This window comes from Aquabacter sp. DMC10, from assembly GCF_056314145.1.
The window spans coordinates 266359-289742 of the sequence record NZ_JBQUYX010000007.1 but is presented as its reverse complement, the minus strand read 5'-3'; the positions used below and the strand labels follow the sequence as shown (position 1 = coordinate 289742).

Here is a 23384-nt window from a genome sequence, read left to right as displayed (position 1 = left end):
AGCCAGGCGGAATCGAACCGCCGACCTCTTGAATGCCATTCAAGCGCTCTCCCAACTGAGCTATGACCCCACCGGGCCGCGAACCCTGGCGGGTCCGCTGGAACTATGGCGACGACCGGCGGGCCGTGTCCTCAGACACCCGCGCCAGATCGGCCTTGGGACAGAAAAGTGGTGGAGCCAGGCGGAATCGAACCGCCGACCTCTTGAATGCCATTCAAGCGCTCTCCCAACTGAGCTATGACCCCACCGGGCCACGAACCCTTGCGGGTCCGTTGGAACTGTTGCGCCGACCCGGAAAACGTGTCTTGCGACACCAGCGCCCGGTCAGCGCATTGGGATTTTCATTTGGTGGAGCCAGGCGGAATCGAACCGCCGACCTCTTGAATGCCATTCAAGCGCTCTCCCAACTGAGCTATGGCCCCACCGGACCGCAGGCTGCGCATCACTTTTGGAACCGGATGAGATCCGAAACCGGAAGAATGCGTCGGGAAGACCCGCGGTGGAGTGCCCGGCGACTCATGTCCGCCGAGCGAGAGCGGCCTTAAAGCACAGGCCGCCGAACCTATCAAGCCTCTTCGTCGTCCTCGAGGCCCTCGCCGATGAGGTCGGAGACATCGTCTCCATCATCCTCATCTTCTTCCAGGAACGTATCGTCGTCGCCGTCGGCGACGATGTCCTCGTCCACATCAATGTCGTCGGCCGCAGCCGGCGTCTTGGCGGTGGTGGATTCCGCGTCGGCTTCCTCGAGGCTGATGACCTCGACGTCCGCCACGTCCTCGCTATCCTCTTCGACGGCGGCCGCGCGAGCCTCCCCACGGGTCGCCCCGCGGGCGACGGGCTCGAAATAGGACCGGGGATAGGACTCGCCCGTATAGGGAGAGACCACCGGGTCCTTGTTCAAGTCATAAAACTTGCGGCCTGTAATCGGACAGACACGCTTGGTGCCGAGTTCTGGCTTCGCCACAGCGATATCCTTGGCCTCCAAAATCGAGGGGCCTCCATTGGCGAATGCGCCTGCCCATGTCAAGGCGGAATCGCAGGAGGGCGGATGGCCAGCGGCCGCGCCGGCATGCTAGACGGCCCGGCAATGACCTGAAACGGCCGCGCGAGACCCTTCGCCGACCCAAGAAAAGCGGGAGCCGACATGTCCAGCCTCCACCAGACCAGCGCCACCCAGCCGCACGATGCCCACGGCCACGGCGGCGCGCCCCGGCCCGCCACCGCCCTGCCCTCGCCGCCGCTGACCGGCAGCGTGCGTGTCCCGGGGGACAAGTCGGTGTCCCATCGCGCCCTCATCTTCGGTGCGCTGGCGCGGGGCGAGACCCGCATTTCCGGCCTGCTGGAGGGCGAGGACGTGCTCAACACCGCCAAGGCCTGCGCGGCGCTGGGCGCCACGGTGGAGCGCCTCGGCGACGGGGAATGGCGGGTGGAGGGGGTCGGTGTCGGCGGCTTCAAGGCCCCGGCCGAGCCCCTGGACTTCGGCAATTCCGGCACGGGCGCCCGCCTCATGATGGGCGCGGTGGCCGGCAATCCCATCGCCGCCACCTTCGATGGCGACGCCAGCCTGCGCCGCCGGCCCATGAAACGGGTGCTCGATCCCCTGCGCGCCATGGGCGTCGCAGTGGTCAGCTCCGCCGAGGGCGAGCGCCTGCCGCTCCGCCTCCAGGGGCTCTCCGACCTTTCCGCCTTCACCTATGAGACCCCGGTGCCCTCGGCGCAGGTGAAGTCCGCCGTGCTCCTGGCCGGCCTTGCCGCCGCCGGCGAGACGGTGGTGGTGGAAAAGGAAGCCACCCGCGATCACACCGAGCGCATGCTGACCCATTTCGGCGCCGAGGTTCAGGTGGTGGCCGAAGGCGCCCATGGCCGTCGCATCACGCTGAAGGGGCGCCCCGAGCTGAAGGCGGCGCCCGTGCTGGTGCCCTCCGACCCCTCCTCTGCCGCCTTCCCCATCGTGGCGGCGGTGATCGTGCCCGGCTCCGACATGCTCATCCGCGACGTGATGATGAACCCGCTGCGCATCGGCCTCATCACCACGCTGAAGGAGATGGGCGCGTCCATCGAGACGGTGGCCGAGCGCACCGAGGGGGGCGAAACGGTCGCCGACCTGCGCGTGCGCCATTCTCATCTGCGCGGCGTCGAGGTGCCGCCCGAGCGGGCGCCGGCGATGATCGACGAATATCCCGTACTGGCGGTGGCCGCCGCCTTTGCCGAAGGCACCACGCTCATGCGCGGCCTGTCCGAGTTGCGGGTTAAGGAAAGCGACCGCCTTGCCGCCGTCGCTGACGGTCTTGCGGCTTGCCATGTGGCCCATGACGTGCGTGGCGACGACCTGGCCGTCCACGGCACGGGGCGCGTGGCCGGCGGCGGTCCGGTGGCCACCCACATGGACCACCGCATCGCCATGTGCTTCCTGGTGATGGGCCTCGCCAGCGACCGGGGCGTGAGCGTGGACGACGTGACCTTCATCGCCACCTCCTTCCCCACCTTCATGCCCATGATGGCGGGCCTTGGCGCCGTGATCCGGTGAGGAGCGCATGATTATCGCCATCGACGGCCCCGCCGCCTCCGGCAAGGGCACGCTGGCCCGGCGCCTCGCCGCCCATTTCGGCCTGCCGCACCTGGACACGGGCCTTCTCTACCGGGCGGTGGGCGCGCAATGCCTGGCCGACGGGCGGCTGGGCGACGTGGCCGCCAGCGTGGCGGTGGCCGAGGGCCTTGATGTGAGCGCGCTCGATCCCGAGGCGCTGCGCACCGCCGCCATCGGGGAGGCCGCCTCCGTGGTGGCGGCGCGGCCCGGCGTGCGCGCCGCGCTGCTGGACCTCCAGCGCCGCTTTGCGGCAACGCCTGGCGGCGCGGTGCTGGACGGGCGCGACATCGGCACCGTCATCTGCCCTTCGGCCACGGCGAAGCTGTTCGTCACCGCCAGCCCGGAAGTGCGCGCGGAGCGCCGTTACAAGGAATTGATCGGCCGGGGCGAAGCCGCCCGCTTCGAGGATGTGCTGGCCGACATCCGCATCCGCGACGCCCGGGATTCCGGCCGCGCCTCGGCCCCGCTCGTCATGGCGGGGGATGCAGCGCTGCTGGATACCACCAGCCTTGGCATCGCCGAGGCCTTCGCCGCCGCCCTCGCCGTGGTGGAGGCTGCGAAGGCCCGCCAGTCCTCAGTCGGCGAAGTCTAGGCCGGTGTGGACAGGGCCATGGAGTTCTGATAAGTGAGCGCTCCTCTGGACGACTCGACAGTCGGCCGCTGGCCTGCTGCATCGTCCGACAAAGTTTCATTCCAGGTTCGTATTCGGATCGGCGCAACAGCTCGAAGAGGCATCACGTGCAAGTTCTCGTCCGCGACAACAATGTCGATCAGGCCCTCAAGGCGCTCAAGAAGAAGATGCAGCGCGAGGGGATCTTCCGCGAGATGAAGCTGCGTGGTCATTACGAGAAGCCGTCCGAGAAGCGCGCCCGCGAGGAGGCCGAGGCCATCCGTCGCGCTCGCAAGCTGGCCCGTAAGCGCGCCCAGCGCGAAGGCCTGCTGCCCTCCAAGCCCCGCACCCGCTGAGCGGTCTGCGCGGCTGAACCCGCCCCGGCCTCGCCGGAGGTGACGGGTTCGGGCGCCTTCGACAGGGTCCGTCCGATGAAACAAGAACGGTTCGTGCGCTGACGCGCGCGGGCCGTTTTTGCATGTCCCCTGTCCCCTCGCCTTCTCCGCGCAAATGGGGATGCGCCGGCGGCGTTAAGCCTTTTCCCGCTTCGGTCGCACCACTGCCGTGAAGGATTTGCTAGAAGGGGAGGCTTGGGGGCGCCGCACCACCGGATCGAATCGATTTGGTTGGCTGTGACAGCCCGGCGGAGACAATGCATCGCGAACCCGTGGGGGGAATCCGCGTTTGTCTCCCAAGAGGACGGCCAGCGCCGTCGAACCGGAGGACAGGAATGGCTGCGCGGGTCATCACGGTGGATCCCTTCGACATCGTCGTGTTCGGTGCCACGGGCGACCTCGCCAAGCGCAAGCTCCTGCCGGCTTTGTTCGAGCGGGACGTGGCGGGGCAGTTGCCGCCGAACGCGCGCATCATCGGTGTCTCCCGCCGCGCCATGGAGGATGCGGAGTTCCGCGCCTTCGCCCGGGACGCCGTCGAGAGTGGCGAACATGGCACGCCCGATGCCCAGGCCCTCACCCGCTTCCTCGAGCGCCTGCAATATGTGGAGGTCGACGCCAAGTCCGACCTCGGCTGGCACGAATTGGAGCGCCGCCTCTCCGCTGAGGCCGACAAGATCCGCGTCTTCTATCTGGCGGTAGGGCCGGACCTGTTCGACGACATCTGCGCCCGCATCGGGGCCCACGGCCTCGTCACGCCCAAGACACGGGTGGTGGTGGAAAAGCCGGTGGGCAAGAATCTGGCCTCCGCCCGCGCGGTGAACGAGGCCGTGGGCCGGGTCTTCCCGGAAGAGGCGGTGTTCCGCATCGATCATTATCTGGGCAAGGAGACGGTGCAGAACCTGATGGCGCTGCGCTTCGCCAATGCCTTGTTCGAGCCCATCTGGAACCACGCCCATATCGACCATGTGCAGATCACCGTGGCCGAGAGCGTCGGCACGGCCGGCCGCGCGGGCTATTATGACACGGCCGGCGCGCTGCGGGACATGGTGCAGAACCATATGCTCCAGCTCCTGTGCCTCGTCGCCATGGAGCCCCCCGTCTCCATGGACGCCGATTCGGTGCGCGACGAGAAGCTGAAGGTGCTCAAAGCGCTCGAGCCCATCAACGAGCAGAATGCCGCCGCCCTCACCGTGCGCGGACAATATCGCGCGGGCGCCTCCGCCGGTGGCGCGGTGCCCGGCTATATGGAGGAATTGGGCGGCAGCGAGCCGAGCCAGACCGAGACCTTCGTGGCGCTGAAAGCCGAGATCGGCAATTGGCGGTGGGCCGGCGTGCCCTTCTACCTGCGCACGGGCAAGCGGCTGGCGAGTCGCATGTCCGAGATCGTGGTGGCCTTCCGGCCCATTCCCCATTCGGTGTTCGACGGCCAGGCCGGCCCCATCATGGCCAATCGCCTCGTCATCCGCCTGCAGCCGGACGAGGGCGTGAAGCTGTGGCTGATGATTAAGGATCCCGGCCCCGGCGGCATGCGCCTCCAGCATGTGCCCTTGGACATGAGCTTTGCCGAGGCCTTCGGGGTGCGCAATCCCGATGCCTATGAAAGGCTCATCATGGATGTGGTGCGCGGCAACCAGACCCTGTTCATGCGGCGCGACGAAGTGGAGGCCGCCTGGCGCTGGGTCGACCCGATCCTGGACGCTTGGCGCGCCTCGCGCGAGCCGCCGCGGCCCTATACCGCCGGTACCTGGGGGCCTTCGGCCGCGGTGGCGCTCATCGAGCGGGATGGCCGAACCTGGGCGGACGATGTATGACGGCTGAGACCAACGCTTGGTTGAGCAAGGGTCCCGCCGCGTGACGCAAGCGCTGACGCCCGTTTCCCTCGCCCCCTTCGAGGACCCCGCGGCCCTGGCGCGGGGCCTGGCCGCGCGTGTGGCGCAGGCGCTCGAGACGGAACTGGCGCGGACGGGCCGTGCCGCCCTGGCGGTGTCCGGCGGCCGCACGCCCACGCGCTTCTTCGAGGCGCTTTCGGCGGCGCCGCTCCAATGGGCGCAGGTGGTCGTCACGCTGGTGGACGAGCGCTGGGTGCCGGAGACCTCCGATCGGTCCAATGCCGCCTTGGTCCGCCGCCACCTCCTGAAGGGGCCCGCGGCGGCGGCGCGATTCCTGCCGCTCTATAATGGCGCCGCCTCTCCCGAGGCGGGCCTTGACGCCCTGGAGGCCGAGGCCGCCGCCCTGCCCTCCCCGTTTGCGGCGGTGGTGCTGGGCATGGGGGACGACGGGCACACCGCTTCCTTCTTTCCCGGTGCCGCCACCTTGCCCGCCCTGATCGATCCCCAGGGAACCGCCCGGCTGGGCGTGGCCCGGGCTGAGGCAGCGGGCGAGCCGCGCATCACCTTCACTTTGCCTCCGCTCCTGGCGGCACACGCCCTGTTCCTCCATGTGGAGGGCGCGGGCAAGCGCGCGGTGCTGGATGCCGCCCGTGCCCCGGGGCCGGACGGCGATCTTCCCATCCGGGCCGTGTTGCGCCATGTGGCGCGGCCGCTCGATGTCTACTGGTGTCCGTGAGGAACACAGGCCATGACCTTCTCCGCCCCCGCCACCCCTCTTTCCCGTGACCACCTTCCCGCCCTGTGGGCCGCCCTGGCCGAGGTGCGGGCGGCGGGCGCGGGCAAGCCCCTGGTGGATCTGTTCGCGGACGAGGCGCGATTCGCCGCTTTCTCGGCGGCGAGCGGCGATCTTCTGCTGGACATCTCCAAGACCGCCCTCACCCGCGAGAGCCTCGCGCTCCTCATGGAGCTGATGCGTGCGGCAGGCGTCGAGGCCCGGCGGGAGGCGATGTTCGCGGGGGAGCACATCAACATCACCGAGGACCGGGCGGTGCTACATGTGGCGCTGCGCGAAACCGCCACCCCGCTGCTGCTCGATGGCGCCGACGTGAAGGGCGACGTGCGCGCCACCCTTTCGGCGCTCGCCGCCTTCGCCACGGCTGTGCGCACCGGCGCAGTGGCGGGCCAGGGCGGGCGGGCATTCACCGATGTGGTGAATATCGGCATTGGCGGCTCGGACCTCGGCCCGGTGATGGCGACGCTGGCGCTCGCCCCCTATCACGACGGGCCACGCTGCCATTTCGTCTCCAACGTGGATGGCGCGCACCTCACCGACGTGCTGCGCGGCCTCGACCCGGCCACCACGCTCTTCATCGTCGCCTCCAAGACCTTCACCACGGTGGAGACCATGACCAATGCCCGCTCGGCGCGGGCCTGGATCGTGGCGGCGCTGGGCGAGGCGGCCGTGGGCGACCATTTCGCCGCCGTCTCCACCGCCCTCGACAAGGTCGTGGCCTTCGGCATTTCGCGGGAGCGGGCCTTCGGCTTCTGGGACTGGGTGGGGGGGCGCTATTCCCTCTGGTCCGCCATCGGCCTGCCGCTCATGATCGCCATCGGCCCGGACGCCTTTGCGGACTTCCTGGCCGGCGGCGCCGCCATGGATGCCCATTTCCGCGACGCGCCGCTGGAGGAAAATCTGCCGGTCCTTCTGGCGGCGGTCGGCCTCTGGCATCGCAATGTGTGCGGTTATCCCAGCCGCGCCGTCATTCCCTATGACCAGCGCCTCGCCCGCTTCCCGGCCTATCTCCAGCAATTGGACATGGAGAGCAACGGCAAGAGCGTGAAGCTGGACGGCACGCCGGCCGACCAGCCCACCGGCCCCATCGTGTGGGGCGAGCCGGGCACCAATGCCCAACACGCCTTTTTCCAGCTGCTTCACCAGGGCACGGACGTGGTGCCGGTGGAATTCCTTATCGCCGCGCAGGGCCATGAACCGGCCCTGCAGGAGCATCAGGACCTGCTGGTGGCCAATTGCATCGCCCAGTCCGAAGCTCTGTTGCGCGGGCGCACCTTGGCGGAAGCGCAGGCCCAGTTGGCGCAGCGGGGGTTCAGCGCATCCAGGGCGGCGGAGGTTGCACCCCATCGCGTCTTCCCCGGCAGCCGCCCTTCCCTCACCCTGGCCTATCGCCAATTGGACCCCTTTACGCTCGGCCGGCTGATCGCGCTTTACGAGCACCGGGTGTTCGTGGAAGCGGCGGTCTGGGGCATCAATGCCTACGACCAATGGGGCGTGGAACTGGGCAAGGAAATGGCCACCGATCTCCTGGGCGCGGTGCGCGGCGGCGCCTTGCCGGCCACCGCCACCGGTTCGGCCGGCGGGGTGATCGCGCATCTGCGTGCGCTCGGGCGGGGGGAAGCCTGAGAGGATCTGCAACATTGCTGCTATGCAGCATCGCAAGAGCAGCATGCGTATTTTGTATACCACGAAAGCGCCAATTTAGGTCAGTATGTCATCCGTAGTCGGGGCCGGCCGATGCCGCCCCCGCCGTTTCGATCCCGCGCAGCGGGTCCCGGAGGATGACATGACTGCCCTTGACCTGACCGCCCTCGGCATTTTCGGCATGGCGCTGACCGGCGCCCTGGTGGGTTTCGCCCAGCCGCGCGCCTTCATGGCCGCCGCCGGCGAGCCGGGCCTGCCGGTCGCTCTGGCCCTGGAAGAGGCCACCACCCGTACCGCGTCCACCGGCTTTGGCGGTGACCGCCGCAAGGCGGAAGAAGATCCCGCCTGGGCCTCTTTCCCCCGCGCCTTCTGAGATAGCGCGTCCCCGCGGGCGCGCGAAAAAGGGGCGGGTTGCCCCGCCCCCAGTGAGCCGGCCGGAAACGCGTCGTGGCCGGCGGGAGGTTTGCGGTTAAAGGACAGGCCGGCCCGCACCGGGGCCGGCCGCCTTTTCAGTGGGTGGTGGCTTCCATCACCTCGGAAGAGGCCACGTCGCGCTTGGCCTCGGCCACGAAGCGGGCCCGCATGGGCTTCAGCACGAAGATGGCCATGATGGCGGCGATGGCATTCACGGCCGCGGTCACGGCGAACACCAGGTCCCAGTTGCCATACTGGGCCACCATGATGCTGGCGAACGGCACCACGAGGGACGCCGTGCCCTTGGCGGTGTAGAGGAAGCCCGCATTGGTGGTGGCGAACTTAGAGCCGAACGTGTCGCCGCAGGTGGCGGGGAAGAGCGAGTAGATCTCACCCCAGGCGAAGAAGACCAGACCGGTCAGGATCACGAAGGCCACCGGATTGGCGCCGAAGTGACCCAGCGCCAGCACGCCCACCGCTTCCAGGGCGAAGGCAATGAACATGGTGTTCTCGCGGCCGATATTGTCCGACACCCAGCCGAAGAAGGGACGGGTGAGGCCGTTCAGCACCCGGTCGATGGACAGGGCGAAGGTCAGCGCCGGCATGGTGATGCCGATCAGGCTCACCGGGACGTTGGCGATCTTGAAGTCCTTGGCGATGGAGCCGAGCTGGGCGGTGGCCATGAGGCCGCCGGAGGCCACCAGCACGAACATCAGATACATCACCCAGAAGACCGGGGACTTGAGCATCTCCACCGGGCCGTAATTGCGCCGGGACTGCACGATGGCGGTGCTCTGCGCCTTCGGCAGCTGGCCGGGCTTGGGCACCTGGAGCAGGAAGGAGAGCACCAGCACCACGCCGCCCTGGATCAGGCCGAAGAACAGGAAGGTCTGCTGGTAGCCCTGCGCGGCGATCATGGCCGCAATGGGCACGATGGTCAGCGCGGAGCCGGCGCCGAAGCCGGCGGCGGTGATGCCGGCGGCCAAGCCGCGGCGATCGGGGAACCACTTCAGCGCGGCGCCGACGCAGGTGCCATAGACCGCGCCCGCGCCCACGCCGCCGATGGCAGCGGCCACATAAAGCAGGGTCAGGGTGTCGGCGATGGAATTGAGCGCCCAAGAGGCGGCGCACAGGATGCCGCCGATGAAGACGACGATGCGCGGGCCGAACTTGTCGACGAACCAGCCTTCGATGGGAACAAGCCAGGTCTCGGTGACCACGAAGATGGTGAAGGCCACCTGGATGGCGGCGCGGCCCCACTGGTGCTTGTCATTGATGGGTTCGACGAACAGCGTCCAGCCGTATTGAAGATTGGCGATCATCGACATGCAGATGACGCCGATGAGCAGCTGCAGCCAGCGCCCGCCAACGGGGCCACTGCGCGCGGTTTCGACTGCCGGCATTTCCTTCCCTTCCCTTATGGTCAACTGGGGTCATGGCGTCGGGCGCGCAGCGCCTTCCGCATCGATGAACGGCCCGTGACGGTCACCATTCTTGTTTGTCTTGGCCCCGGCGGAGGCCGGGGTGAGGTCCGCGCGCGTGCGCGGGGACCAGGCTCTTCTTTCGCGTCCGGTGAGGGCGCAGGCCCGGCTTTGGCGAACCGGGCGGGAATCAAGTCCCCGGAGGGGGGCGAGAGCCTCAGACTGCATTCAAAATACCAAATACAATATGCTACTTGCTGCTACGTAACGGCTAAATGCACCGAAAATCCGACTATCGGACACTGTAATTGGGATGTTTTCGGGGGATCAAAATCCACAAACATGAGCGTATATTCAATTTTTTACGCTGTATACCGTGATTTATCATATGGAATTTTCATTAGAATTACATCCACACACCTTTACGACCCTGACCATCAACATACTCATCCGACCTCACTGGCACCGGATGATCGCCAGGCGCCATTCCGGGCGTGGGACAAAAAAAAGGCCCCGGCAGAGCCGGGGCCGTGAGGGGCCGCCCGAAGGCGGCAGAGGGCTGTTTGGTCAGGCGCCGACCGCTGCCTGACGCGTTGCGCGCGCGGCCGCTTCCTCGTTGAGCCGGTGATGGCGCGCGAGAAGGGGACGCAGAACGAAAAGGGCACAGAAGGCGGCGGTGAGATCCATGGCCGCGACGATGTAAAGAACGGTGGCCCAGGAACCGGTCGCTTCCATGATGAGGTTGGCGACGGGAACCAGAAGCGCCGCCACACCCTTGGCGCAATAAAGCACGCCATAGATCTTGCCCACATGGGCGCTGCCGAAGGTGTCCGCGGCAGTCGCCGAGAACAGCGAGTAGACTTCGCCCCATGCCAGGAAGACGATACCCGACAGGATGATGAACGCCCAGGGATTGTGACCGAAGGTCCCGAGCGCGACGATGCCGATGCCTTCCATGGCGAAGGCGAAGAACATGGTCTTCTCGCGGCCGATATGGTCGGAGATCCAGCCGAACAGCGGGCGGGAGATGCCGTTGAGGATGCGGTCCAGCATCAGCGCAAACGGCAAGGCGGCCATGGCGAAGAAGTAGAGGTTCACTTCCACCTTCTTGACGCCCAGGTCCTCGGCGATCACGCCCAGCTGGGCCACCGCCATCAGGCCGCCGGTGACGGTCAGGATGAACATGGTCAGCATGACGTAGAAGACCGGGGTGCGCAGGGCCTCGCCGAGCGTATAGTCGCGGCGGCTCTGCGCCACGGTGCTGGAGAAGGTGACCTCACCCTTTTGCGGCGCGCGCAGGAAGCCGGCGGCCAGCAGGATGATGGCGCCCTGGATCAGGCCGAACAGGAAGAAGGTCTCCTGGTAGCCCGATGTCTTCAGCATGTTGGCGATGGGGATGATAGTGAGCACCGTGCCCGAGCCATAGCCGGCGGCAGTGAGGCCGACCGCAAGACCGCGCTTGTCCGGGAACCACTTCAGCGCGCTGTTCACGCAGGTGGCATAGACGCAGCCGACGCCGATGCCGCCGATGGCCGCGCCCACATAGAAGCCGGTCAGCGAGGTGGCATAGGAGTTCATGATCCAGGACAGGCCGGTGAAGACACCGCCCACCAAAACCACGGCCCGGGGGCCGTATTTATCGATGAAATAGCCCTCGATGGGGGTGAGCCAGGTCTGCACCACCACGAAGACGGTGAACGCCACCTGGATGGAGGCGCGGCTCCAGCCGTGGGCGTTCTGGATTTCCGGGACGAAGAGCGTCCAGGAATATTGGATGTTTGCGGCTGCGACCATGCAAACAATGCCGGCAATCAGCTGAAGCCAGCGGTTCGCCGTCACGGTTGCGGTGCCCGTAGGACCATGTGAACCCATTTTTTCCTTCCCCATATATTCATTAGTCTTGTTCTTATCTTTGAGATTTGATCCGCCCTCTCCCTCGTCCCTCTGGAGGGCGGTTTTGGCGTTACACCGCGCCGGTGGCGCGCATGTTGGCAATGTCATCCGGGCCATAGCCGATGGCCGCGAGCACCTCGTCCGTGTGCTCGCCAAGGAGGGGCGCGCGTTCCACCGGAACGTCGCTGTCCGACAGGCGGATGGGGGAGGCCACCGTGACATAGGTGCCCCGCTCGGGATGGGGCACCTCCACCAGGAAGCCGCGCTCATAGAGCGCGCGGTCGTCCAGGATGTCCTTGGTGGACAGAATGGGGCCGCAGGGCACGTCGATGGCCTTGAGCGCCTTCATGACGTCGAACTTGCTGCGGTGGCGCGTCCAGCCCTCGATGACCGCGAAGCAGGCATCGAGCCGCTGGGCACGCGCCTCGTGGGTGGCGAAGCGCTGGTCCTCGATGAGGTCCCGCCGGCCGATGAGGCGCATCAGCGGCGCCCAGCCCTGGGGCTGGATGATGACGTAGCAATAGTCATTCTCGCCGCCCGGCGCACAGCGCAGGGCCGCGCCCGGCTGGCCGCCGCCGGAGGCATTGCCCGCCCGCGGCACGCAATCGCCGCCGGGCACGCCGGGATATTCGGTCAGCGGACCGGAGGACAGGCGCTGCTGGTCGCGCAGCTTCACGCGGAGCATGTTGACCACGCAATCCTGCATGGCCACCTCCACCTTCTGCCCACGCCCGGTAAGCGTGCGCTGGTAGAGGGCGGCGAGAATGCCGGCCACGCAATGGATGCCGGTGCCGGTGTCGCCGATCTGGGCACTGGAGGCGGTCGGCGGGCCGGAGCGCCAGCCCGTGGTGCTCATGGCCCCGCCCATGGCCTGGGCGATGGTCTCATAGGCCTTGGCGTCGACGTCGCCGTCCTCGGAAAAGCCCTTGATGGAGGCGTAGATCATCCGCGGATTGAGGGCCTGCACCCGATCCCAGCCAAAGCCCTGGCGATCGAGGACGCCGGGGCCGAAATTCTCCACCAGGACGTCGCAGCCCACCACCAGCCGGGCCAGGGCATCCTGCCCTTGCTGCGACTTGATGTTGAGGGTGATGCTGCGCTTGTTGGCGTTCAGCATCGTGAAGTAAAGCGAGTCCACATTGGACTTGTCGCGCAGTTGCGTGCGCGTGATGTCGCCGCGGCGCGGCATCTCGACCTTGATGACGTCTGCGCCCATCCAGGCGAGCAATTGCGTCGCGGACGGACCGGATTGCACGTGCGTCATGTCGAGCACGCGCACACCTTCGAGTGCCTTGCCCATGCCTCTACCCCTGGAACCTGCCCTACAGCATGCCTGCCGATCTGCGCCGGCTGTCGGGCCCGAAAGCCCTTGTTGATATTTCGTCTATTGGATTTGGTATGCCAGATACAAAGACATATCACCGCTTCAACCGGCCGGCAATGGCCTTTCGACCGGCGCGTGCACATGGCACCCGCCGGTCGCCGCGATCATCGCAATGCGAGAAGTCCGGCGGCCAGTTCGCCGGCGGCCAGAGCGGGGAAGCGCTGCGCCTCACCTTCATTCAGATAGTGGCGCATCAGGTCGGTGGCACTGATGACGCCCACAAGGGCGTGCTCTTCCATCACCGGCAGATGGCGGATCTGATGGTCCGTCATGCGGCGCAGGACCGCCAGGAGCGTGTCCTCCAGTGCGCAGGAGACAAGCGCCCGCTTCATGAAGGTGGCGACGGGCAGGCCCGGCGTGGCAGGCCCGTGCTCCACCAGGGCGCGGGCCACATCCCGTTCGGAAAAGACGCCGATGACCGTGGCGCCTTCAGTGTCCACCACGTCCTGCACCACCACAGAGGAGATGTTCTCCCTCTGCATGATCCGGGCGGCGGTGGCGACGGTTTCGTGCATGCGCATGGTGATGATGCGCGTATCGCGCTTCTCGCGCAGAATGTCCGCAACGGTAATCATTGGCGCGTTTCCTCTCCGCGGGCTGCGGCGGTTTTCCTGCCTTATGAGCCCGGAGAGACATGCTGGTATTCAGAATACGGACTGTCAATAGAGTTTGGAACTGTCCTGATCCAAGATGGCGATCAAGATTGGCAACGCTGCCACGGCGCCCCTTACTTGCTCAAAGCAAGGATCGATGCCATCTAGGTATCTTGTATTTTTGCCTCTGAAGGAGGCAGGTGATCAGGGGGCGCGCAGCGTCGCCGGGCAAGGGTGGTGATGACCTACCAGGATATCAATGTGAAGCCGATCGAGACCGACTCGAGCTTCCGGATGAAGGCCTACAAGGCCCTCAAGTCCGCCATCATGGAGATGGACATCTACAGCCACAAGGAAGAGATCCGCCTCGAAGAGCGGCAGCTGTCCGAAAAGCTCGGCGTTTCCCGCACCCCCATCCGCGAAGCCATGACCCTGCTGGAGCAGGAAGGCTTCGTGCGGTCCGTGCCACGCCGGGGCATCTTCGTGGTGCGCAAGTCCAAGCGCGAGATCCTGGAAATGATCACGGTGTGGGCGGCGCTGGAAAGCATGGCCGCGCGGCTCGCCTGCAAGAGCGCCTCCGACGCCGAGATCCGCGAGCTGCGGCGCAATGTGGACGCCTTCGCCAATCGCAACCCGGAAGAGTTCGTCACCGAATATTCGGAAGCCAACCTCGCCTTCCACAAGGCCATCATCCGCATGTCCGGCTGCGAGCTGATCGCCGAGACCACCGAGAGCCTGTTCCCCCACATGCGCGGCGTGCGCAAGGTCACCATCGGCCAGGACCACCGCGCCCAGCGCTCCGTGGTCGACCATGCCCGGATCGTGGAGGCCATCGAGAAACGGGACGCCGACCTCGCCGAACGTCTGGTGCGCGAGCACACGCTGGGCCTTGCCAAGCATGTGGAAGCCCATGGCGAATTTCTGGACTGAATGTCCGGCCTGACGCCGACCGCACACCTGTAAGACGAAAAAACCCCGCCGTGGCGGGGTTTTTTATTGCCGGTCGCCTGGGGCTCAGAGGCGGGCCGGGCTCCAGCCCTCCCCGCCGCCGGCGATCAAGCCGCCTTATGGCGGGCGATCATGTCCACGAAGCGATCGAACAGATAGTGGCTGTCCTGCGGTCCCGGGCTCGCCTCGGGATGGTACTGCACCGAGAAGACCGGCTTGTCGGCAAGCGCGAGGCCCGCATTGGAGCCGTCGAACAGGGAGACGTGGGTCTCCACCGCATTGGCCGGCAGGCTGTCCCGATCCACGGCAAAGCCATGGTTCATGGAGGTGATCTCCACCTTGCCGGTGGTCAGGTCCTTCACGGGATGGTTCGCCCCGTGGTGGCCCTGGTGCATCTTCAGAGTGCGCCCGCCCACGGCAAGGCCGATCATCTGATGACCCAGGCAGATGCCGAAGGTGGGGATCGCCTCGTCGATCAGCGCCCGAATCACCGGCACTGCATAAGTGCCGGTCGCGGCGGGATCGCCAGGGCCGTTGGACAGGAAGACGCCGTCCGGCTTCAGCGCCAGAACCTCGTCCGCAGTGGCGGTGGCGGGCAGCACCGTGACCTTGCAGCCAGCGCGCGCCAGCAGGCGCAGGATGTTGCGCTTCACGCCGTAGTCGATGGCGACCACGTGATACCTAGCATTGTCCTGGTGGCCATAGCCCTCCGGCCAGACCCAGGGGGTCTCGTCCCAGTCGAAGCGCTGGGCAGAGGTGACGGAGGGCACGAGGTCCATGCCCTCCAGCCCCGGCCAGGCCTTGGCCTTGGCCTTCAGCGCCTCCACGTCGAACACGCCGTCGGGGGCATGGGCGATGACGGCATTGGGCATGCCGCTCTCGCGGATGAGAGCGGTCAGCGCGCGGGTGTCGATGCCCGAGATGCCGGAAATGCCGCGCGCCTTCAGCCATTGGTCGAAATGGCGGGTGGCGCGGTAATTGGACGGATCGGTGACGGGGGCGCGCAGCACCACGCCGCGCACGCCGGAGGCCGAGGCCATGGACACCGTCTCGATGTCCTCCTCGTTGGTGCCCACATTGCCGATATGGGGGAAGGTGAAGGTGATGATCTGGCCGCTATAGGAGGGGTCCGTCAGGATCTCCTCATAGCCGGTGATGGCGGTGTTGAAACACACCTCCCCCACCCCCTCGCCGATGGCGCCGAGGCCATAGCCTTCAAGGACGGTGCCGTCCGCGAGCACCAGCAGCGCGGTCGGCTTGTGTTCGACCCAGCCGTCGGCGCTGCCGGCGGGGGCATGGGCGTGATCTTGTTCCTGGCTCATGGATCGCCTAGATAAGGGTTCACGCGTCGCTGATCCAGTGGGGCGAGCGCCTTTGCGCGGATTTTGCAACGCTGCCATTCGCGCAGGGCGGTCGAGCCGACGGGTGGCCGTGATTTTTCAGGAGCCGTGACCCGGCGGCGCGGAAGAAGGCGCCGGCGTACGAACGCGTTTCCTCAAGCCAAAGCCGGAATGGGCCGCGGGTTCGATCTTATGAAAGGATCGCCCCGGTGCTGCGCGTGAGGCGAGGACGCGGATCGGCGGCCGCATCTGGGGACATGGAGCGAAAGCAGGTGCCTCCGGGCACCGGCAAAGGCCGCATCCGAGGCCGCGCGGGGCGGCGGGCGGACGGCAAGAAACAGATCAGACGAGACGAGGACAACGTGCTGCGCGACGACATCAACACCGCTTTGAAAGAGAGCATGAAGGCCGGCGACAAGGTGCGCCTGTCCACCCTGCGCCTCGTCAATGCCGCGCTGAAGGACCGGGACATTGAGGCCCGCGGCCAGGGCAAGGACCCGCTGGGGGACGACGAGATCCGCTCCCTGCTCTCCAAGATGGCCAAGCAGCGCGAGGAAAGCGCCCGCATCTATGAGGAGAATGGCCGCCCCGAGCTCGCCGAGCAGGAGCGCGCGGAAATCACGGTCATCCAGAGCTTCCTGCCCCGCCAGCTGGACGAGGCGGAGACCCGCGCGGTGATCGCCGCCGTGGTGGCCGAGATCGAGGCCAAGGGCATCAAGGACATGGGCCGCACCATGGCGGTGCTGAAGGAGCGTCACGCCGGCGCCATCGACTTCGGCAAGGCCTCGCCCTGGGTGAAGGACGCCCTCACCGCCTCCTGAGGCTGTGAATTGCGGGGACAGCGGGCAAGGCGGCCCAAACGCGGCCGCCCGCCTCTCCCGAGGTCCCCTGCCCTCTGCCCGGCCGGTCGCCCGTGACCGGCCGAACTGTTATGATCCGGCCAGCGGCGAGACGTTGCCGCATGAGAATGGGCTGAATGCGCTTCCCCCCCTCCTTCCTGGATGAGATCCGCGCCCGGCTGCCGGTCTCCGAAGTGGTGGGCCGCAAAGTCCGGCTGAAGAAACAGGGCCGCGAGTTCGCCGGCTTGTCCCCCTTCAATGCCGAGAAGACCCCATCCTTCTTCGTCAATGACCAGAAGGGCTTCTACCACTGCTTCTCCTCCGGCAAGCACGGCGACGTGTTCGACTTCCTGATGGAGACGGAGGGCGTTCCCTTTGGCGAGGCGGTGGAGCGCCTGGCCTCCATGGCCGGCCTGTCCCTGCCCCAGGTGACGCCCGAGGCGGCCGCCCGGGAGGAGCGTCGCCGCACGCTGTATGACGTGCTCTCCCTCGCCGAAGCTTATTTCCGCGAATCGCTTCAGGCCCGGGCGGGGGCCAAGGCCCGCGGCTATCTTTCCGACCGTTTGCTCGGCCCCGCCACGCAGAAGCGCTTCGGCCTCGGCTATGCGCCGGGTGAGCGCTACGGGCTTAAGGAGGCCTTGGGCAAGGTCGGCGTGTCCGTCTCCGACATGGTGGAGGCCGGCCTGCTGGTGGCGGCCGACGACATTCCCGTCCCCTATGATCGCTTCCGCGACCGGGTGATTTTTCCCATCACGGACTTGAAGGGCCGCACCGTGGGCTTTGGCGGCCGGGCGCTCGAAAAGGACGTGTCGGCCAAGTATCTCAACTCGCCGGAGACCCCGCTCTTTCACAAGGGTTCCCTGCTCTACAACGGCTTTGCCGCCCGCGCCGCCGCGCACAAGGGCGCCCGGGTGGTGGCGGTGGAAGGCTATGTGGACGTGATCGCCATGGTGGAAGCGGGCTTCGAGGCGGCGGTGGCGCCGCTCGGCACCGCGCTCACCGACGAGCAATTGCAATTGCTCTGGCGCATGGCGGACGAGCCGACCCTCCTGTTTGACGGCGACAAGGCCGGCCGCAGGGCGGCCTATCGCGCCATTGACCTCGCCTTGCCCCACATCAAGCCCGGCAAGAGCCTCGCCTTCGGCGCCCTCCCCGACGGCCAGGACCCGGACGATCTGGTGCGGCGGGGCGGCCGCGAGGCCATGGAAGGGGTGCTCGGTCGCACCGAGCCCTTGGCCGCCATGCTCTGGCAGCGGGAGACCGAGGCGGTGAACCTCGACACGCCCGAGCGCCGGGCAGCGCTGGAAACGCGCATCGGCGAGGTGGTGAACGCCATCGCCGACGAGACCGTGCGCCGCCACTACAAGGCGGACCTGACCGAGCGCATGCGCCGCCTGCTGGCGCCCGCCGGCGCGGTGCGCACCCAATGGGCGGCCGCGCGCCGCCCGGGTCCGGGAGGCCAGAAGGGCCGGCCGGCGTCCCCGGGCGAGATGATGAGCCCGCGCGGTGGCGGGGAACTCTCCCGGTCCGCCGTGGTGCGCGGGCCCGGCGCCAGCCTGCCCCGCAATGAGGCGCTGCTGCTTCTGTGCCTGCTGAACCACCCCTGGCTCATGGACGAGATGGGCGAGGAAATCGCGGAGCTGCCATTCGCCCATGCAGAGGCGGACCGCTTGCGCCGCGTGCTGCTGGAAGCGCATATGCACGGGCTCGACCTTGCCGCCCATTTGGCGGCCCATCCGGCCGAGGGAGCGGCCGAGCTGGAGGCGGTCTGCCGGCGCGTCAGGGCCCTCGCCAATGCGAAAATGGACTGGCCAGCCTATCCTGATACCGCTCAAGAGGATGTAAGGCTCTGGTGGCAGCAGCGGACGGCCTTGCATCGCAAGGCTTACGCGCTATCTAGAGAATTGAGAGAAGCGGAACGCCACTTGGGTGACGACCCGAGCGAGGCGAACTTTGCCTGGTTGAGGGACGTGCGCGAACGTCTTTCCGCCATGGATGGAACCGAGGCCCTGGTGGAAGGGTTTGGTGCCTCTTCGGGTCGAACGCCAGCGCGCTAGGGGCGCGGCGGCGTGATCCATAGGGCCGACCCGAGGTACCAGGGGAACTGGCCGCGTCGCGCGCGGCGGTTCAGGCTGATTTAACGGAGGGCCTCTATCACGGAGGCTCCCAGGCGGTTGAGTGAGGCGGCGGACCTTGTGGTTGCGCCGCCGTTTCGCCGTTGGCAGACGGCGATCAGGCAGGAGATGTCCATGGCGAAGCAGGCCACCGAGACGACCGAAGCTCCGGAGAAGGAGAACGACGCCCCCGATGGGCCGTTGCTCGACCTCTCGGACGCGGCCGTCCGGAAGATGATCAAGAATGCCAAGCGCCGCGGCTACGTCACCTATGAGCAGCTCAATGAAGTGATGCCGTCCGAGGAGGTGACCTCCGAGCAGATCGAGGACACCCTCGCCATGCTCAACGACATGGGCATCAACGTGATCGAGGCGGAAGAAGCCGCCGACGAGGAGCACGGCGAGGAAGGCGAGACCGCCGACGAGCCGGAAGAGGCAGAGGGCGGCGAAGTCGCCGAGGCCGCCCCCCGCGCCATCACCCGCGCCGAGACCAAGTCAGAGCCGGCGGAGCGCACGGACGATCCCGTGCGTATGTATCTGCGCGAGATGGGCTCGGTGGAGTTGCTCTCTCGCGAGGGCGAAATCGCCATCGCCAAGCGCATCGAGGCCGGCCGCGAGGCCATGATTGCGGGCCTGTGCGAGAGCCCCCTCACCTTCCAGGCCATCATCATCTGGCGTGATGAACTGGCCGAGGGGCGCGTGCTCCTGCGCGACATCATCGACCTTGAGGCCACCTATGCCGGCCCCGAGGGCAAGAACCCGCCCCCGGCCCTGGAAGGGGAAGCCGCTCTTGCTCCCGAAGCGGGCGAGGATGGCCTGCTCGGCGACGGCGCCTCTCCCGAGGGGGACGAGGACGACATGGAAAATTCCTTGTCGCTCGCCGCCATGGAGACGGAGATCAAGCCCAAGGTCCTCGAGACCTTCGAGCGCATCGCCGACAATTACAAGAAGCTGCGCCGCCTGCAGGACCAGAACGTCGAGTCCAAGCTCAAGAACGAGACGCTCTCCCCGGCCCAGGAGCGCAAGGCCAAGAAGCTGAAAGAGGACCTGGTCCTCGATATGAAGTCGCTGTCCCTCAACCAGGCACGCATCGATGCCCTGGTGGAGCAGCTCTACGAGATCAACAAGCGTCTCGTGGGCCTGGAGGGCCGCCTGCTGCGCCTCGCCGAGAGCTATGGCGTGACCCGCGACGACTTCCTGCGCCAGTATCAGGGCTATGAGCTGGACCCCAAGTGGGTGCTGCGCGTCTCCAAGCTCGGCTCAAAGGGCTGGAAGGGCTTTGTCGCGTCCGAGAAGGACATGATCAAGGACCTGCGCGGCGACATCCATAACCTCGCCACCGAGACCGGCCTGGAGATCCTTGAATTCCGCAAGATCGTCCAGATGGTGCAGAAGGGCGAGAAGGAAGCCCGCCAGGCCAAGAAGGAAATGGTGGAGGCCAACCTGCGCCTCGTCATCTCCATCGCCAAGAAGTACACGAACCGCGGCTTGCAATTCCTGGACCTGATCCAGGAGGGCAATATCGGCCTCATGAAGGCGGTCGATAAGTTCGAGTACCGGCGCGGCTACAAATTCTCCACCTATGCCACCTGGTGGATCAGGCAGGCGATCACCCGGTCCATCGCGGACCAGGCCCGCACCATCCGCATCCCCGTGCACATGATCGAGACCATCAACAAGATCGTGCGCACCTCCCGCCAGATGCTCCATGAGATCGGCCGCGAGCCGACCCCGGAAGAACTGGCCGAGAAGCTGGGCATGCCGCTGGAGAAGGTCCGCAAGGTCCTGAAGATCGCCAAGGAGCCCATCTCCCTCGAAACGCCCATCGGCGACGAGGAAGACTCGCACCTCGGCGACTTCATCGAGGACAAGAATGCGGTGCTCCCCATCGACGCTGCCATCCAGTCCAACCTGCGGGAGACCACGACCCGCGTGCTCGCCTCCCTCACCCCCCGCGAGGAGCGCGTGCTGCGCATGCGCTTCGGCATCGGCATGAACACCGATCACACGCTGGAGGAAGTGGGCCAGCAATTCTCGGTGACGCGCGAGCGTATCCGCCAGATCGAAGCCAAGGCCCTGCGCAAGCTCAAGCATCCCAGCCGCTCGCGCAAGCTGCGGTCGTTCCTGGATAACTGATCCCGGACGACCAGAGCTTGGCTCTTCCAAAGACGGCGGGCGCAAGCCCGCCGTTTCTTTTTGCCTCTCCCGGATGCAGCCGGGAACGATGCGCGCGCCCTGTCATTGTCCTTAGAGACCCCCAAACTCAGGAGGACATCATGCCGGGTTCTTTGGACGGCAAGCGCATTCTCATTCTCGCCACCAACGGCTTTGAGCAGTCCGAGCTTGAAGTGCCGCGCGATCGCCTGAAGGAAGCGGGCGCGCAGGTCCATGTGGCCTCGCCCGAGAGCGGGCAGATCAAGGGCTGGGACCAGAAGGACTGGGGCCGGCCGGTGCCGGTGGATAAGGCCCTCGCCGAGGTCCGCGAGGCTGATTATGACGGCTTGGTTCTGCCGGGCGGTCAGATGAATCCCGACATCCTGCGCGCCGACGAGCAGGCCGTGAAGCTGGTGAAGGCCTTCTATGATGCGGGCAAGACGGTGGCAGCGGTCTGCCATGGACCGTGGCTGCTGGTGGAAGCCGGCATCGCCAAGGGCAAGCGCATGACCTCGTACAAGTCCATCAAGACGGACGTCATCAATGCGGGGGCCCAGTGGGAGGATTCCCAGGTGGTTACCGACAATGGCCTCATCACCTCCCGCAACCCCGGCGACCTGGAGGCCTTCTGCGCCAAAATCATCGAGGAAGTCCGCGAAGGGCGCCACCAGCGCCGCGCCGCCTAGGCCTTTTCGCGCCCAGGAATGGCGCGCGGGCGGCGCGGAGACGATGAAGCGCTTCAGCCGTCCACGGCGCTGAGAAGCACCCCAGCCGCCCTTGGCGGCAGTCGGGCGCCCTTCGGGGCGCGCGTCGTGCGTTCGTGGGGCTCTCTCCCGCCCCTGGCACTTGCCAGGGTGACGCGGGCGGGGCCCCAGGGGCGAGGCTCAGCTTCGCTCCGATCCACTCAGGCGGTAAATTCCACCACCGGATCGCGCCCGATCTGCCGGCAGAGTTGGCGCAGGCGGGAATGGACGCGTTCGTTCACCAGATCAGCCAGAGCGCGGGGGACGGTGAGGACCACGCTGTCCCCGCGGGCCAGCATGGGCGCGCGCGGCAGAATACCCGGCATGGCGGCCGACAGGAGATAGGCCACCCGCATGGCCGCGCCCAGGATGCGCGCGCGGTCCAACTGTCCGGTGGAGACCAGCTCCAGGATGCGCGGGGCGCTCTCATCCTCGCCCAGGCCCATGTGCCGGTAATAGACCGCCAGCGCCATGGCGGCGCGGCCGGCATGGTCGAGCCCCACGAAAGCGGCATGGGCGATCATGTTGAGGCTCTGCTCGCCGCGATAATCGGGGTGGGCCCGCCAGCTCACATCCGCCAGCAGGCACGCCGCCTGGCGGAGCCGCCGCTCCTGCGGGTCCTCTTCCAAGGCCAAGGTGGAAGCGAAGAAGGCGTCCGTCCAGCGCACCAATTCTTCCTGGTGCACCGGCGACCGGGACCGCAGGACGTTGAACTCCTGCGCGGAAATGAGCAGGGGATCATGGGCGCGCTGCTCTTCTTCAAGCAGCGAGTAGAGCAGTCCCTCGCGCACGCCGAGCGCCGAGATTTCCACAAAGGCCGGGCGCCCCTGGCGCACCACATTCTCCAGAACCAGCGCGCCATAGGCCAGCAGCGGCCGGCGGGCGGGGGAGACCGATTCGATGCGGGCCAGGGCGGAAATGTCGCCGCGATGGACGGTGCGCGTGAAGTCCAGCACTTCCTTGGCCGGCAAGGTATAGCCGTGCATCACATGCAGCGGATAGCCCTTCTGGAACATGTGCAGGCGGGCCAGCGCACGCCACGTGCCGCCCACCGCATAGAAGGTGCGGCCGGCCAGGTCCGACAGAAGGGGAGCATCCTCCACCGCGTCGCGGACGATCTTCTCGGCCTTGCGCAGGGACTTGGAGGACCGATCCTGCAAGGCGAGGCTGCCGAGGGGCAAGGTGATCCCCTCCCCCACCCGCGCGCCCTTGATGTCCACGAGCTCCAGCGAACCGCCGCCCAGATCACCGGCAAGGCCGTCCGGGTCGTGCATGCCGGAGACGATGCCATAGGCCGCCAGTTCCGCCTCGCGCCGACCCGACAGGATTTCCACCCGCACCCGGCAAATCGCCTCGCATTCGGCGATAAAGGCGGGGCCGTTGTCCGCATCCCGGGAGGCGGCCGTGGCGAGCGCATAGAGCGTGCCCACCTGCATGGCATCGCACAGGGCGCGGAACCGCCGCAGGGCGGACAGCGCCTTTTCAACTGCATCCTGCGCGAGCCGGCCGGTGGAAAGCACCTCCCGGCCGAGCCCGCACAGGGCCTTTTCGTTGAAGATCGGGGTCGGGGCCCGGGTCAGCGCCTCGTAGACCACGAGGCGCACGGAGTTCGATCCGATGTCGATGACCGCAATGGGTTGCGTCACGGCCATCTGATCCGTCGCGCGCTCACCTTGTCCACGG

At 66.9% G+C, this 23384-nt stretch carries 19 protein-coding genes and 3 tRNA genes; 12 read left to right on the top strand and 10 right to left on the bottom strand.

All coding sequences use genetic code 11. From position 1 onward, the window contains the following. From ACT54L_RS19270 to ACT54L_RS19255, 4 genes are all read right to left on the bottom strand, one after another. Nucleotides 1–70, bottom strand: a tRNA-Ala gene (locus tag ACT54L_RS19270). A gap of 99 nt (nucleotides 71–169) precedes the next feature. After that, a tRNA-Ala gene (locus ACT54L_RS19265) sits at nucleotides 170–245 on the bottom strand. A gap of 101 nt (nucleotides 246–346) precedes the next feature. Beyond that, nucleotides 347–422 (bottom strand) — tRNA-Ala (locus ACT54L_RS19260). Nucleotides 423–565: 143 nt separating this feature from the next. After that, nucleotides 566–964, bottom strand: coding sequence for a TIGR02300 family protein (locus ACT54L_RS19255; RefSeq protein WP_209102036.1), 399 nt, complete (start codon nucleotides 962–964; stop codon nucleotides 566–568). 180 nt (nucleotides 965–1144) lie between these two features. On the opposite strand from ACT54L_RS19255, the gene aroA reads away from it, so the two are divergent. From aroA to ACT54L_RS19220, 7 genes are all read left to right on the top strand, one after another. After that, the gene (aroA, locus tag ACT54L_RS19250) at nucleotides 1145–2527 is read left to right on the top strand and encodes a 3-phosphoshikimate 1-carboxyvinyltransferase (RefSeq protein WP_476087242.1); all 1383 of its coding nucleotides are present in this window, start codon (nucleotides 1145–1147) and stop codon (nucleotides 2525–2527) included. 7 nt (nucleotides 2528–2534) lie between these two features. Then, nucleotides 2535–3179: a (d)CMP kinase gene (gene cmk, locus ACT54L_RS19245; RefSeq protein WP_476087241.1), complete on the top strand. Its 645-nt coding sequence runs from the start codon at nucleotides 2535–2537 to the stop codon at nucleotides 3177–3179. Nucleotides 3180–3325: 146 nt separating this feature from the next. Then, a complete protein-coding gene (gene rpsU, locus ACT54L_RS19240; RefSeq protein ID WP_394116105.1) occupies nucleotides 3326–3553 on the top strand; it encodes a 30S ribosomal protein S21 in 228 nt (75 codons plus the stop codon). 374 nt (nucleotides 3554–3927) lie between these two features. Then, nucleotides 3928–5403, top strand: a complete 1476-nt coding sequence (zwf, locus tag ACT54L_RS19235) for a glucose-6-phosphate dehydrogenase (protein WP_476087240.1) — start codon at nucleotides 3928–3930, stop codon at nucleotides 5401–5403. Between the two features lie 40 nt (nucleotides 5404–5443). Further along, nucleotides 5444–6157 carry a 6-phosphogluconolactonase gene (pgl, locus tag ACT54L_RS19230; protein ID WP_476087239.1) on the top strand — a complete coding sequence of 238 codons (714 nt, stop codon included), beginning with the start codon at nucleotides 5444–5446 and terminating at the stop codon, nucleotides 6155–6157. Nucleotides 6158–6169: 12 nt separating this feature from the next. Next, nucleotides 6170–7840: a glucose-6-phosphate isomerase gene (pgi, locus tag ACT54L_RS19225; protein WP_476087238.1), complete on the top strand. Its 1671-nt coding sequence runs from the start codon at nucleotides 6170–6172 to the stop codon at nucleotides 7838–7840. A gap of 160 nt (nucleotides 7841–8000) precedes the next feature. Further along, nucleotides 8001–8231, top strand: a complete 231-nt coding sequence (locus ACT54L_RS19220) for a hypothetical protein (RefSeq protein ID WP_476087237.1) — start codon at nucleotides 8001–8003, stop codon at nucleotides 8229–8231. 136 nt (nucleotides 8232–8367) lie between these two features. Here ACT54L_RS19220 and oxlT (ACT54L_RS19215) read toward each other — a convergent pair whose 3' ends face one another. The 4 genes from oxlT (ACT54L_RS19215) to ACT54L_RS19200 form a co-directional block, all read right to left on the bottom strand. After that, a complete protein-coding gene (gene oxlT, locus ACT54L_RS19215) occupies nucleotides 8368–9675 on the bottom strand; it encodes an oxalate/formate MFS antiporter (RefSeq protein WP_476087236.1) in 1308 nt (435 codons plus the stop codon). 585 nt (nucleotides 9676–10260) lie between these two features. Next, complete coding sequence (gene oxlT / locus ACT54L_RS19210; RefSeq protein WP_476087235.1) at nucleotides 10261–11565, bottom strand: oxalate/formate MFS antiporter; 1305 nt, start codon at nucleotides 11563–11565, stop codon at nucleotides 10261–10263. A 91-nt stretch (nucleotides 11566–11656) separates the two neighbouring features. Next, entirely contained in the window at nucleotides 11657–12886 is a 1230-nt protein-coding gene (gene frc, locus ACT54L_RS19205; RefSeq protein WP_476087234.1) for a formyl-CoA transferase, read from the bottom strand. A 188-nt stretch (nucleotides 12887–13074) separates the two neighbouring features. Continuing rightward, nucleotides 13075–13545, bottom strand: coding sequence for a CBS domain-containing protein (locus tag ACT54L_RS19200; RefSeq protein WP_476087233.1), 471 nt, complete (start codon nucleotides 13543–13545; stop codon nucleotides 13075–13077). A gap of 258 nt (nucleotides 13546–13803) precedes the next feature. On the opposite strand from ACT54L_RS19200, the gene ACT54L_RS19195 reads away from it, so the two are divergent. Beyond that, nucleotides 13804–14493: a GntR family transcriptional regulator gene (locus ACT54L_RS19195; RefSeq protein WP_476087232.1), complete on the top strand. Its 690-nt coding sequence runs from the start codon at nucleotides 13804–13806 to the stop codon at nucleotides 14491–14493. A 125-nt stretch (nucleotides 14494–14618) separates the two neighbouring features. Here ACT54L_RS19195 and carA read toward each other — a convergent pair whose 3' ends face one another. Beyond that, on the bottom strand, nucleotides 14619–15833 hold the full coding sequence (gene carA / locus ACT54L_RS19190; RefSeq protein WP_476087231.1) for a glutamine-hydrolyzing carbamoyl-phosphate synthase small subunit: 1215 nt from the start codon (nucleotides 15831–15833) through the stop codon (nucleotides 14619–14621). A gap of 380 nt (nucleotides 15834–16213) precedes the next feature. On the opposite strand from carA, the gene ACT54L_RS19185 reads away from it, so the two are divergent. The 4 genes from ACT54L_RS19185 (at nucleotide 16214) to ACT54L_RS19170 (ending at nucleotide 21644) form a co-directional block, all read left to right on the top strand. Continuing rightward, nucleotides 16214–16672 carry a GatB/YqeY domain-containing protein gene (locus ACT54L_RS19185; RefSeq protein ID WP_476087230.1) on the top strand — a complete coding sequence of 153 codons (459 nt, stop codon included), beginning with the start codon at nucleotides 16214–16216 and terminating at the stop codon, nucleotides 16670–16672. 155 nt (nucleotides 16673–16827) lie between these two features. Next, entirely contained in the window at nucleotides 16828–18747 is a 1920-nt protein-coding gene (gene dnaG, locus ACT54L_RS19180; RefSeq protein WP_476087229.1) for a DNA primase, read from the top strand. 192 nt (nucleotides 18748–18939) lie between these two features. Continuing rightward, entirely contained in the window at nucleotides 18940–20940 is a 2001-nt protein-coding gene (rpoD, locus tag ACT54L_RS19175; RefSeq protein WP_476087228.1) for an RNA polymerase sigma factor RpoD, read from the top strand. A 140-nt stretch (nucleotides 20941–21080) separates the two neighbouring features. Further along, nucleotides 21081–21644 carry a type 1 glutamine amidotransferase domain-containing protein gene (locus ACT54L_RS19170; protein ID WP_476087227.1) on the top strand — a complete coding sequence of 188 codons (564 nt, stop codon included), beginning with the start codon at nucleotides 21081–21083 and terminating at the stop codon, nucleotides 21642–21644. A gap of 218 nt (nucleotides 21645–21862) precedes the next feature. Here ACT54L_RS19170 and ppx read toward each other — a convergent pair whose 3' ends face one another. Then, nucleotides 21863–23353, bottom strand: a complete 1491-nt coding sequence (ppx, locus tag ACT54L_RS19165; RefSeq protein ID WP_476087226.1) for an exopolyphosphatase — start codon at nucleotides 23351–23353, stop codon at nucleotides 21863–21865. Nucleotides 23354–23384 lie beyond the last annotated feature (31 nt).